This window comes from Streptomyces sp. NPDC006463, assembly GCF_042870715.1.
Classification (GTDB): Bacteria; Actinomycetota; Actinomycetes; order Streptomycetales; family Streptomycetaceae; genus Streptomyces.
Genome location: NZ_JBIAHP010000017.1, coordinates 138,152 through 149,834, shown reverse-complemented (window position 1 = coordinate 149,834; position 11,683 = coordinate 138,152). Strand labels below are relative to the sequence as shown.

Below are 11,683 nucleotides of genomic sequence, written 5' to 3'. Positions count from 1 at the left end.
TCAGCTTCCGGTTGCCGACTTCCACGCGTCGACGTAGGTGGAGAGGTTCTTGTCGATGTCGGCCCAGTCCGGCTCGAAGATCTCGACACCCGTCATGAGCTTGGTGAGTTCGACGGCGTTGGCGTCGGTGGGCTTGACGTCGGTACGCGCCGGGAAGCCGCCGCCGACCCCGCTGACCAGCTGCTGGGCCTCCTCGCTGAGCAGGTGGTCCAGGAGCTTCTTGCCGTTCTCGGTGTGCGGGGCCTTGTCCACGAGGCCGGCCGCGTACGGAAGGGCGAAGGTGGTGGGCTTGCCGCCGTCCTTGGCCGGGAACCAGATGCCCAGGTTCGGCATGGACTTGGACTGCGCGAAGTTCATCTGGACGTCGCCGTTGGCGACGAGCAGCTCGCCCTTGTCGACCTTCGGTGCCAGCTTGCTGGTGGAGGAGGACGGGCCGACGTTGTTGGCCTGGAGCTTCTTCAGGTACTCCGCCGCCGGCTCCTTGCCGCCGAAGTCGTGCATCGACTTGATGAGGACGGCCGTGCCGTCGCCCGCGACGCCCGGGGTGGAGTACTGCAGCTTGCCCTTGTACTTGGCGTCCAGCAGCTCCTCCCAGGTCGTGGGCGCCTCGGCGAGCTCCTTCTTGTTGTAGATGAAGCCGAAGTAGTTGTTGACGACCGAGGTCCACTTGCCGTCGGCGGACTTGTTCGCGCCGTTGACCTTGTCGGAGCCCTGCGGCTTGTAGGCCTGGAGGAGACCCTTGCCGTCCGCCTGCTGGATGAAGGGCGGGAGGGTGATCAGTACGTCGGCCTGGGTGTTGGTCTTCTCGCGGACGGCGCGCTGCACCATCTCGCCGGATCCGCCCTCCACGTACTTGACCTCGATGCCGGTCTTCTTGGTGAAGTCGGCGAAGACCTTGTCGTACCAGCCGTCGCCCTTGTCGCTCTTGAGGCCGTCGGCGCTGTAGACGGTGACGACCTTCTCGCCGCCCTTGGAGTCGGTGGCCGAGGCGCCGCCGCAGGCGGTGAGGGAGACGGCGAGGGCGAGGCTGCCGGTGACGGCGGCGGCGGAGCGGAGCAGGAGCTTGCTGGGCATGGAACTTCCTTACGGGGAAAGGGAGTCGGCAGGGGATCAGCAGGGGTTCAGCATGTACCGGCAGGGGTTCAGCGGTGTTCGGTTTTGCTCAGCGGTACGAGGCCTTGGTGCGGATGCGGGAGACGGCCAGCAGGACCAGCAGGGTGGTGGCCATCAGGACCACGGCGACGGCGGAACCGCCGAAGAGCGAACCGCGGTCGGTGGCGGTGAAGATCCGGACCGGAAGGGGCATCCAGTCCGGCGGGTAGAGCATCATCGTGGCGCTCAGCTCGCCCATGGACAGGGCGAGGCAGAGCCCGGCCGCCGCGGTGAGGGACGGCAGCAGCAGGGGCAGCTTGACCCGCCACAGCACGTACGCGGGGCGGGCGCCGAGGGAGGCCGCCGCCTGCTCGTACGCGGGGTCGAGTCGTACGATCGCGGCCGCGACCGACTGGTAGGCGAACGCCGTGACAAGAATCGTGTGCGCCAGGATGACGATGGAGCTGGTGCCGTTGAGGAGCAGCGGCGGCCGGCTGAAGGCGACGAGCACGGCGAGGCCGACGACCACGGACGGCACGGCGACCGGCAGCATGAACAGTGCGTCCAGGGCCCGCTTCCCGCGCTTTCGCAAGGCCGCCGCGGCCAGCGCGGCCCAGGTGCCGACGGTGAGTGCGAGCAGGCTGGCCGCCAGGGCGGTGACCAGGCTGGTGGTCAGGGCCTGGAGGGATTCGCCCCGCACCGCGGAGGCGTAGTTCCCGGTGGTCGGGCCGGAGGGGAAGGCGCCGGACCAGTTGGTGGAGAAGGAGGCCGCGACCACCACGAGCAGGGGCAGCGCGAACAGGGGAAGGAAGAGGAGGCCGAAGAGGCTCCAGGCGGCCCAGCGGCCGGTCCTGCTATGCACCAGCACGCTTGCCCACCACCCGGTAGAGGCCGAACAGGCCGACGGAGATCGCGATGTTGACGACGGCGACCACGCAGGCGGCCGAGTAGTCGGATTCGAGGATCGCCTTGCCGTAGATGAGCATCGGCAGGGTCGTGACGTCCTTGGCCCCGGTGAACAGGACGATCCCGAACTCGTTGAGGCACATGACCAGGACGAGGCTGCCGCCTGCCGCGAGGGCCGGGAGCGCCTCGGGGAGGATCACCTGCCGGACGATCCGGGCGGGCCGGGCGCCGAGGCCGGCGGCGACCTCCAGCTGGGCGGTGTCCAGTTGGGAGAAGGCCGCGAGCAGGGGACGCATCACGAACGGGGTGAAGTACGTGATCTCCGCGAGGAGGACGCCCCAAGGGGTGGTGAGGAAGTGGAAGGGCCCCTCGGCTGCGCCGGTGAGGCCGGCCCAGGCGCCGTTGGCCATGCCGACGGTGCCGTAGATGAAGAGGAGGGCGAGGGTGATGAGGAAGGAGGGGAAAGAGAGGAACACGTCGATGAACTTCGCGACGCCGCGGGACCCGGGGAAGGGCACGAAGGCGATCACCAGCGCGAGCACGAAGCCGAGGACCAGGCAGCCGGCGGTGGCGCCGACGGCCAGCCAGACGGTGGTGCCCAGCGCTTCGCGGAAGGCATGCGACGCGAAGACCTGCGCGTAGGCGTCGAAGGCGCCGCCGCCGTTCTCGGGGGTGAGGGACTGCTGGACGACCAGCGCGAGCGGGTAGAGGAAGACGAGCCCGAGCACGACGACGGGCGGCACCGTCCACACCCAATGGGGGATCGCCCGCCGGGCGGTGGCGGCCGGGAGCGCACCGCCTCCCCCGGCCGGGGCGGAGCCCGGGGAGGCCGCGGAGGCCGGGCCGGGTGCGGTCCTGGCCTGGGCCGGGACCGCCGGGCCGGCGGCCACGGACGGGGCCTCAGCCATCCGACACACCCGCGGCCAGCAGCACCGCGTCGCGCGGTTCGAAGTGCAGGGTGACCTCGTCGCCCAGCGCCGGGGTCTCGCGCAGCTCGGGCAGGTCCGCCTTGACGCGGTGGCCGCCGATGTCCACGTACAGCCGGTGGGTGGAGCCCCGCCACTGGACCTCGGCGATGCGGCCGCTCAGCGCGTTGGGGCCGTCCCCGAGGCCGAGCAGGTGCGGCCGTACGCACAGGGTGGCGGTGGAGCCCGGCGCGGCGCGGCCGCGGTCGAGTGCCAGCGGCCGGCCGTCGAAGACCGCTCCGGCCTGGGCGACGGTCACCGGCAGGAGGTTCGCGTTGCCGACGAAGGACGCGGTGAACTCGGTGCGCGGGGCCCGGTACAGCTCCTGCGGGGTGCCGCAGTCCTGGAGCCGGGCCTTGTCCATGACGGCGATCCGGTCGGCCAGGGTGAGCGCCTCGACCTGGTCGTGGGTGACGTACAGGATGGAGACGTCGGGCAGTTCGCGGTGCAGCCGGGCCAGTTCTGCGAGCATCCCGGAGCGCAGCTGCGCGTCGAGCGCGGACAGCGGCTCGTCCAGCAGCAGCACCCCGGGCCGGATGGCGAGGGCGCGGGCGATGGCCACGCGCTGCTGCTGGCCGCCGGAGAGCTCGCGCGGGTAGCGCTTGGCGTAGGCGGCCATGCCGGTCAGCTCCAGGGCCTCGGCGACGCGGCCGGGGATCTCGGCCTTCGGCGCCTTCTGAGCCTTGAGGCCGAACGCGACATTGGCCTCGACCCGCATGTGCGGGAACAGCGCGTACTGCTGGACGACCATGCCGATGCCGCGCTTGTGCGGCGGGAGCGCGGTGACGTCCCGGCCGCCGATCAGCACCCGGCCCCGGGCGGGCCGTACGAAACCGGCGACCGCGCGCAGCGCCGTGGTCTTGCCCGACCCGGAGGGGCCGAGCAGGGCCATCACCTCGCCGGGCTCGACGGTCAGGTCGAGGGAGTCCAGGACGGTGTTGCCGCCGTAGGCGACGGAGACCGAGTCGAAGCGGATGCCGCTCACGAGCCGGACTCCCTTGCCAGGAGCGCGGGGAGTTCGGCGACGGAGCCGAGGACGTGCGTCGCGCCGTGCTCCGTCAGCGCCGCGCGGTCGTGGGCGCCGGTGAGGACGCCCGCCACGATCCCGGCTCCGGCGCGGACGCCGCTGAGCATGTCGTAGGCGGTGTCGCCCACGACGACGGTCTCGCGTACGCCGGCCACGGCGCCGGTGCGCAGGAACGCGGCCAGCACCATGTCCGGGTAGGGCCGGCCGCGGCCGCCCGCGTCGGCGGGGCAGAGGGTCAGGTCGGCCAGGTCCTGCCAGCCCAGGGCGTCGAGGATGGCGTCCTGGGTGACGCGGGCGAACCCGGTGGTCAAGGCGACGGTGCGGCCGTCGGCGCGGAGCTTCTCGATGGCCTCACGGGCTCCGGGGACCGGGGCGATCAGGCCGCCGTCGACGAGCTCGCCGTACGCCTCCTCGAAGGCGGAGTTGGCGCGCCGGGCGAGCTCCTCGGTGCCGAAGAGGTGGCGGAAGACGGAGATCTTCGACTCGCCCATGGTGTCGCGGACGTACTGGAGTTTGGCGGCGTGGTCGGGGGTGCCGGCCTCGACGCCGAGGCGCGCGGCGGCGCGCTCGAAGGCGCGCTCGACGAGGCCGCCGTCTGCGACGGTGGTGCCGGCCATGTCGAGGACGATCAGGTTCTTCTCGGTGTTCTCGGCGTTCTCAGTGTTCTTGGTGTTCTTGGTGCTCTTGGTGTTCTTGGTGTTCTTGGTGTTCTCGGTCATCTGACTTACCAGCCCAGTTCGTCGGCGGTGGTCTCGGCTATGGCGGGCGAGCAGGTCATGCCGCGCCCGCCGGGTCCGGTCACCAGCCAGACGCCGTCGGCCACCTGCTGGCGGTGGACGACGCGGGTGGTGTCGGTGCACTGCGCGTACACGCCCGCCCAGCGGCGGCGGATCTTCGGCAGCGGGCGGCCCAGGAAGGCCTCGACCACCTCGGTGAGGTGCTCGTAGGGGTCTTCGAGGGTGTCGAACGCGAAGGGGTGCTCGTACTCGTGGGTGTCGCCGATGGTCAGGCCGCCGTCCTGGCGCTGGACCATCAGCAGCTGCATCTTGTGCTCCGCGGCGACCGGCGCCTGGGCCTGCTCGGCGTCGAGCCGGTCGAGGGCGGCGGACGGGTAGGCGGGGTAGTAGCGGAAGCTGTCGGCGTCCGCGACGGAGGTGGTCAGCGGCTCGCCGAGCGGGGCGGTCTGCATCATCTGCAGCCGGACGCGGCGCACGGGCAGCTCCGGAACCAGCTCGCGGACGAGGCCGGACAGCCAGGCGCCGGTGGCCAGCACGACCGCGTCGCCGCGGTGGACGTCGCCGTGGTCGTCGCGGACGGCGCCGGGGCCGGCCACGTCGCGGACCTCGCGGCCCGGGAGGAAGGTGTAGCGGCCGGTCGCCCGGAGCGCCTCGCGCAGGTGGAGCTGGGCGGTGCGCGGTTCGACGGCCGCGTCCCGCTCGCACCACAGCGCCGCCTCGAAGTCGCCGCGCAGGGCCGGGTTGATCTTCCGCGCCTGCTCGGCGGTGACCAGTTCGTACCCGCGCGCGGCGGCGTCGGAGCGGGCCACGGCCGCCTCGGCGACCGCGTACTCAAGGGAGTTGCGGACGGGGGTGAGGGAGCCGATGGCGCGAAAGCCCAGGCCGGGCACCTCCGCGCCGATGCGCTCCCAGAGCTCGCGGGCCCGCAGGGCGGTGTCGAGCTCCTCTCCCCCGGCCCGCCCGCTGACCCAGATCTGGCCGAAATTGCGCAGTGACGCGCCGCGGGCCTCCGCCTCTCGCTCGATCTGGACGACCTCGTGGCCGCGTTGGACTGCTTGCCAGGCGTGCATGGTGCCGACCACGCCGCCTCCGACGACTATGACTCTCACGCCGTCAACGGTGGGCACGGCCCATGACCCTTGAGGATCCGAAGGGCAACGCCCCGGTGAACAGCCCTCGACGCTTGGACTAGACCCGTTACCTTTCTGTGATGCCAATGCGTTCCCTTTGCGCCGGGTACGGACGGATTGACTAGGGGCTACTCGGGCCTCAGGCGGGTCGTGAAGCTGAACCGGTCGCCACGGTAGAGCGAACGCACCCGCTCCAGGGGCCGGCCGTCCTGGTCCCGCGAGAAGCGGTGGATGAGGAGCATGGGCAGGGCGGGCGGGGTACCGATCAGCAGTGCCTCGCGGGGCGTCGCGAGCACCGTCTCCAGTTTCTCGTCGGCGTCACCGAAGGAGATGCCGAGGCTGTCGCGGAGATATCCGTAAAAGGAGGAGTCCGGCTGGAAATCGGTGCCGAGGCGGGGGGCACGGGCCACCCGGACGTAGGTGCTCTCCAGACCGACGCGCTCGTCGTCGGCCAGCAGGACGCGCTCCAGGTGCCACACCGGCTCGCCGGGTTCGGCGCCGATGCCGGGGGCGAGGTCGGGCGGGCAGGGGAACTGCTCCAGGCCGATGAGGTTTCGGCCGGGCCTGCGCCCCTGGCGCCGTACGCCTTCCGTATAGCTGGCCAGTGAGAGCGGCTGCTCCAGCTTGGGGCCGGCGACGACGGTCCCGCGGCCGGAGCGGCGCAGCCGGCCTTCCAGCAGCAGCTCGCGCAGGGCCTGGCGGACGGTCTCGCGGGACACCTCGTACCGTTCGGCGAGATCGCGCTCGGTGGGCAGCGATCCGCCCTCGCCGAGCTCGTCGAGGAGCTCGGCGATCTTGGCCTTGACGGCGTAGTACTTGGGGATGCGGCCGTGCTCGGGGATGCCGGAGCGGACGGGCGAGCCGGGGCGGTGGGGCTGGGTCTGTTCTTCCACGCTGGGACTCTATGCCGGGCGGATGTACGAAGATCAACGGGTGGGGGCGCGCAGCCGCCGGCCCCCGATCACGAGTCCGCCGCCGACGGCGAGGGCGGCCACGGCGGCTGCCGCGGCCCCGACCGCCCGGTCACGGTGGCCGGTCTGCGCGAGGGATCCCGCCTCGACGGGGTCCTGGGGACCTTCCACGGAGAACTGGTATCCGCCGGCCTCGCCGATCCAGTCGCCGTCGTCGCCCTTGCGCTGGACGAGCGCGGCGTCGGCGACGACCTCACCGGTGGGGGCGTCGGGCGCGAAGGCGAGGGCGACCTTGACGGTCAGCGACCCGCCCGCGGCGACGGTGAAACCGGGGAAGGCGTCGCCGCCGTCGAAGACGGCGATGATCTCGTCCCGGTCGGACCGCTCCAGACTGACGGGGAGGGTGCCGCCCGGGGCGTCGAACTCCATCCGCAGGTGGGCGGGGCGCAGGGCGCGGGCCTTGTCGGTGAAGACGACGACGGGATGGACGGCCGTGCACACGGAGTCCGTGGTGTTGGTCAGGTCCAGATACCAGGTCTGCGGCCCGCCGCCGGTGCGGTACACGGCCGGGCCGCCGCGGATCCGGGCGCCGATCGGGAAGGCGGTGCTCTTCCCGTCGCCGCAGGTGGCCTTCGCGCGGGAGGGCAGCGCGGGGGCTGGACGGGCCCCGCCTCCGGTGCCGACGTCCGCGCCGACGGTGGGTGCGGTGGTGGCGATCAGGGCGGCGGAGAGGACGGCGCCCAGGGCAAGGGCTTTGCGCAGTCGCATGGAAGACCTTCGCTGCTCGCCGGACGGGACGATGGTCGGACCGGGTGACAATCACCCCGGTCCTGCCCGCACCCTGCCACGCACGCGCGAACCGTCGCCGCGCACCGCGCCCGAGTCGTTCCGGTTTACGCCCGATCGGCGCACGAGGTCAAGCCGGAGCATGGCCGCCACGCCCTGCCGAGTGCCGACACCCCTGCCGGCCCCATCGGGCGCCCCCGCGAGACTCACGTCCTGGACCGGAGCCCCTGCGAGGCGCCCGATCTGGACCTACACCCGCGCGAGACTCACGTCCTGGACCGTAGCCCGCGCGAGACTCCCGTCCGGCACCGCCGGGCACGGATCAGCCCGGCCGCAGGCGACCGCGCCGCCCGCGGTCACCCCGCACGCCCGAACAACGGCGCCAGCGCCAGCTCCGCCGCGCCCTCCGCCACACCCGCCCCCGCGAGGGCGACCACCGGCCGGGCCGGATCCAGCGCGCGGGCTGCGAGAACGGCCCCGACCCCGGCCACGAAGATCTCCGGCGCCGCCGCCACCACACGCCCCCCGAGCAGCACACGGTCCACGTCCAGCAGTGCGACCAGGTTGGCCGCACCCTCGCCCAGGATCCGCGCCGCCTCGGGAAGATCACCTCGGGCCACCGCACCCAGGCACAGCACCTCCATGCAGCCCCGCGCCCCGCACCGGCACGGCGGACCGTCCAGCAGGAGCACCTGGTGGCCGAACTCCCCCGCCGCCGAGCGGGCACCCCGGTAGACCCCGCCGCCCAGCCACAGCCCCGCCCCGAGCCCGGTCCCGACGTGCAGGTACACGCAGGTACGGGACCCGCTGCCATACGCATCCGCATCCGCATCGGGCCCGGCATCCGCGTCACGCCCGGCCTCTGCATCCGCATCGGCATCCGGCCATGCGTCCCGGAGCCAGGCCCCGGCGGCCGCGGCCGCACCGGCGTTCGTGTCCTTGTCCAGCAGCACCGGCAGGGCCAGCCGTCCCTCCAGCACCCCCCGCAACGGAAAGCCCTTCCAGCTCGGGAACCCCGTGACCCGCCCCATCGCCCCGGCCTGGTGGTCGAGCGGCCCCGGGGCGGCCACCCCGACGCCCAGGAGCGGCATCCCCGACGGGTCTGCGACCCTCGCGACCGCCCGTACGACCGCCTCCACCGCCGCCTCCGGGCCGGCCCCGAAGTCCAGCGGGCCGTTGCTCTCGGCGACGACGCGGCCCGCCAGGTCCACCCGTACCGCCCGGAGCTCGTCGCGGTCCAGGTGCACCCCGACCGCGTGCCGCGCCTGCGGCACCAGCCGGAGAAGGGTGCTCGGCTTGCCGCCGGTGGACGCGGCGCGGCCGGCCTCCTCGACCAGCCCCTCCCCGCCCAGCCGCGCCGTGATCTTGCTGACGGCCTGCGGGGTGAGTCCCGTACGGGCGGCGAGCTCGGTGCGGCCGAGGCCCGCCGGGCCGGCGCCGCGCAACAGATCCAGCACCAGCGCCTCGTTGTACCCGCGCAACGCCGGCAGGTTCACCCCGCCGCGGCCGCTGTCCTCATTGCCCCTGTTCACCCGCCCATTGTCCACCCTCCTTGCACTTTGACAACACTGTTGCCAAAGTGGTGCCCATGAACGTCACCGCCCCCGCCACCCCGCTCCGCGTCGGCCTCGTCGGCTACGGACTCGCCGGTTCCGTCTTCCACGCCCCCCTAGTGGCGGCCACCGACGGCCTCGTCCTCGACACGGTCGTCACCTCCGACCCGGGCCGGCAGGACCAGGCCCGCGCCGAGTTCCCCGACGTCGAGATCGCCGCCTCCGCCGACGAGCTGTGGGCGCGCGCCGGCGGCGCGGACGCCCTCGGCCTCGTGGTGATCGCCTCCCCCAACAAGACCCACGTCCCGCTCGCGACGGCCGCGCTCACCGCCGGGATCCCCGTCGTCGTGGACAAGCCGCTCGCCGCCACGGCCGCAGAGGCGCGCGAACTCGCCGAACTCGCCGAGCGGACCGGCACGTTCCTGTCCGTCTTCCAGAACCGGCGCTGGGACAACGACTTCCTGACCCTGCGCCGCCTCCTCGCGGAGGGCGAACTCGGCGAGATCCAGCGCTTCGAGTCCCGCTTCGAGCGCTGGCGCCCGCAGCTCAAGGGCGGCTGGCGGGAGTCGGGCGCGCCGGAGGAGATCGGCGGGCTGCTGTACGACCTGGGCAGCCACGTCGTCGACCAGGCGCTGGTGCTGTTCGGCCCGGCTGTACGGGTCTACGCGGAGGCCGACGTGCGCCGCCCGGGCGCCGAGGCCGACGACGACACCTTCATCGCGATCACGCATGCGAACGGTATCCGCTCGCACCTCTACGTCAGCGCCACCACCGCCCAGCTCGGGCCGCGCTTCCGGGTCCTGGGCTCCCGGGCCGGCTACGTCAAGTACGGGCTCGACCCGCAGGAGGGCGCCCTGCGCGAGGGGCTGCGGCCGGGGGCGGACGCGCCGTGGGGCGAGGAGCCCGAGCACCTCTGGGGCCAACTGGGCTCCGGCGAGTCCCCGTTGACCGGAGGCGGGACTCCGGTTCCGACGGCTCCGGGCGACTACCCGGCCTACTACGCGGCGGTGGCCGCCGCGCTGCGCGAGGGCGGGCCCAACCCGGTCACGGCGTACGAGGCCGCGCGGTGCCTCGACGTGCTGGAGGCGGCACGCAGGTCGTCCCGGGAGGGCACGGCCGTCGAGTTGTGAGGCGCTTCATCACGAAAACCGGTGCTTCGTGCCTGATAAACGATCTATCCTGCACAGGTTGTCGATCATCACACATGTGAAGAATGGATTCACCCTGTGAAGCTGCCCCGGATCGCGTCGGTCGTGGCGGCCGCCGCGATAGCCCCGGCCGTCCTGCTCTCCTCCCCCGCCTTCGCGGCTGACGCCGGATCGCCGTCCGCGCAGTCGGCGCCGAGCGCGCCGACCGCACCCGACAAGGGCCCCGCGGACGAGAAGCCCGCGGAGGAAAAGCCTGAGGAGGACCAGGCCGCGAAGGACCGGGCCGAAATCCAGAAGATCCTGGCCGACCCGGCGAGCGGACCGGGCGTGCGCGAGGCCGCCGAGAAGGCGCTCAAGGGAACGGCCGCGCAGATGCGGCACTTCCTGGAGGTCGTCTGGCAGCAGGAGCAGTACACCGACGACCTGGTGCGGGTCAGCCAGATCCACAGCGCCGGCGGCGTCGCCGTGAAGCGTGAGGCCAAGAAGGCGCTCAAGGCGGGAACGCACGCCGCCCTCAAGGAGTTCCTGACGGTCGGGCAGCACAAGGCCCGGTACGAGGACGACCAGGTGGAGCTCTTCCGGATGCTGAACGGCGCGGGCAAGGGCATCCACGACGCCGTCGTGAAGCTGCTGCGCGAGGGGACTCCGGAGCAGGTCCGCCAGTTCATCGAAACCGGCCAGCACGACGTCCGCGCGGGCGACGACCGCGTGGAGATCGCGCGCATGCTGAGCGGCGCCGGCCCGGGCCTGAAGGCCGCCATCAACGCGCTCCTCGACGGGCATCCGTCCAACGCGGCCCTGCGCGAGTTCGTCAAGACCACGCAGCACACGCTGCGCGACGAGGACAACAGTGTCCTGATCTGGTCGATGCTGGACAACGCCGGTCCGGAGCTGAAGAAGGCCGCCATCGCCGCGATCAAGGGCACTCCCGAGGACCGGGCGGTGTTCCTGAAGACCGGCCAGCACGAGGCGCGCGCCAAGGACAAGGCCGCCGAGGACGCGGCGCACAAGACGGACAAGGGCGCGTCCACCGGTACGGGGACGGGCACCGGCACCGGTACGGGTACGGGTACGGGGACCACCCAGGCCAGTTCCCGGAGCACCGGCAACACGAACGTGACCCCTGCGGGCGGATCCGGCTCGCTCGCGAACACCGGCGCCGGTTCCGAGAACGTCTGGATCGCGGGCGGCAGCGCCGCCGCGCTCGCCGCGGGCGCCGGCCTGGTGCTCACCAACCGCCGTCGCCGCACCTCGTCCGAGGGCTGACCGGGACCGCGACGGCGACCGGGCACAGAACGCGTGGGGCGGGGGGGGCGGGGGGGGCCCCCCCCCCCCCCCCCGGACGGGGGTGGGGGGGTTTAAAACCGGGCGGGGGGGGGCCCGCCCCCCCAATACCCCGACCACCACACACCCGGCCCCCCGGACCGG

General features: G+C 72.7%; 11 protein-coding genes. 2 read left to right on the top strand and 9 right to left on the bottom strand.

Annotation, left to right across the window (positions count from 1 at the left end; translation table 11 throughout):
• The 9 genes from ACFYOB_RS28250 to ACFYOB_RS28210 form a co-directional block, all read right to left on the bottom strand.
• A complete protein-coding gene (locus ACFYOB_RS28250; protein ID WP_388564093.1) occupies window positions 1-1,074 on the bottom strand; it encodes a 2-aminoethylphosphonate ABC transporter substrate-binding protein in 1,074 nt (357 codons plus the stop codon).
• 88 nt (window positions 1,075-1,162) lie between these two features.
• On the bottom strand, window positions 1,163-1,960 hold the full coding sequence (locus tag ACFYOB_RS28245) for an ABC transporter permease (RefSeq protein ID WP_388564091.1): 798 nt from the start codon (window positions 1,958-1,960) through the stop codon (window positions 1,163-1,165).
• Complete coding sequence (locus ACFYOB_RS28240) at window positions 1,947-2,906, bottom strand: 2-aminoethylphosphonate ABC transporter permease subunit (protein ID WP_388564089.1); 960 nt, start codon at window positions 2,904-2,906, stop codon at window positions 1,947-1,949. The genes ACFYOB_RS28245 and ACFYOB_RS28240 overlap by 14 nt, the downstream gene beginning before the upstream one ends.
• Window positions 2,899-3,948: an ABC transporter ATP-binding protein gene (locus ACFYOB_RS28235; RefSeq protein WP_388564087.1), complete on the bottom strand. Its 1,050-nt coding sequence runs from the start codon at window positions 3,946-3,948 to the stop codon at window positions 2,899-2,901. Before ACFYOB_RS28235 ends, ACFYOB_RS28240 begins: the two co-directional genes overlap by 8 nt.
• Entirely contained in the window at window positions 3,945-4,607 is a 663-nt protein-coding gene (locus ACFYOB_RS28230; RefSeq protein ID WP_388564134.1) for an HAD family hydrolase, read from the bottom strand. The genes ACFYOB_RS28235 and ACFYOB_RS28230 overlap by 4 nt, the downstream gene beginning before the upstream one ends.
• A 107-nt stretch (window positions 4,608-4,714) precedes the next feature.
• Window positions 4,715-5,836 carry a TIGR03364 family FAD-dependent oxidoreductase gene (locus tag ACFYOB_RS28225; RefSeq protein WP_388564085.1) on the bottom strand — a complete coding sequence of 374 codons (1,122 nt, stop codon included), beginning with the start codon at window positions 5,834-5,836 and terminating at the stop codon, window positions 4,715-4,717.
• A 149-nt stretch (window positions 5,837-5,985) separates the two neighbouring features.
• On the bottom strand, window positions 5,986-6,750 hold the full coding sequence (locus tag ACFYOB_RS28220) for a GntR family transcriptional regulator (protein WP_388564083.1): 765 nt from the start codon (window positions 6,748-6,750) through the stop codon (window positions 5,986-5,988).
• A 33-nt stretch (window positions 6,751-6,783) separates the two neighbouring features.
• Entirely contained in the window at window positions 6,784-7,536 is a 753-nt protein-coding gene (locus ACFYOB_RS28215) for a hypothetical protein (protein WP_388564081.1), read from the bottom strand.
• A 374-nt stretch (window positions 7,537-7,910) separates the two neighbouring features.
• Entirely contained in the window at window positions 7,911-9,086 is a 1,176-nt protein-coding gene (locus tag ACFYOB_RS28210; protein ID WP_388564079.1) for an ROK family protein, read from the bottom strand.
• Window positions 9,087-9,142: 56 nt separating this feature from the next.
• Between ACFYOB_RS28210 and ACFYOB_RS28205 the strand changes: the two genes are divergently transcribed.
• Together ACFYOB_RS28205 and ACFYOB_RS28200 are read left to right on the top strand one after the other, a co-directional pair.
• Window positions 9,143-10,237: a Gfo/Idh/MocA family oxidoreductase gene (locus tag ACFYOB_RS28205; protein WP_388564077.1), complete on the top strand. Its 1,095-nt coding sequence runs from the start codon at window positions 9,143-9,145 to the stop codon at window positions 10,235-10,237.
• 96 nt (window positions 10,238-10,333) lie between these two features.
• Complete coding sequence (locus ACFYOB_RS28200) at window positions 10,334-11,521, top strand: ALF repeat-containing protein (protein WP_388564075.1); 1,188 nt, start codon at window positions 10,334-10,336, stop codon at window positions 11,519-11,521.
• The last annotated feature ends 162 nt before the right edge of the window (window positions 11,522-11,683 follow it).

What these genes read in the sequence shown, in the direction of transcription:
- ACFYOB_RS28215 (WP_388564081.1), bottom strand. Translation starts at nt 7,536, where the DNA reads ATGCGACTGCGCAAAGCCCTTGCCCTGGGCGCCGTCCTCTCCGCCGCC.
- ACFYOB_RS28230 (WP_388564134.1), bottom strand. Translation starts at nt 4,607, where the DNA reads ATGGCCGGCACCACCGTCGCAGACGGCGGCCTCGTCGAGCGCGCCTTC.
- ACFYOB_RS28240 (WP_388564089.1), bottom strand. Translation starts at nt 2,906, where the DNA reads ATGGCTGAGGCCCCGTCCGTGGCCGCCGGCCCGGCGGTCCCGGCCCAG.
- ACFYOB_RS28205 (WP_388564077.1), top strand. Translation starts at nt 9,143, where the DNA reads ATGAACGTCACCGCCCCCGCCACCCCGCTCCGCGTCGGCCTCGTCGGC.
- ACFYOB_RS28250 (WP_388564093.1), bottom strand. Translation starts at nt 1,074, where the DNA reads ATGCCCAGCAAGCTCCTGCTCCGCTCCGCCGCCGCCGTCACCGGCAGC.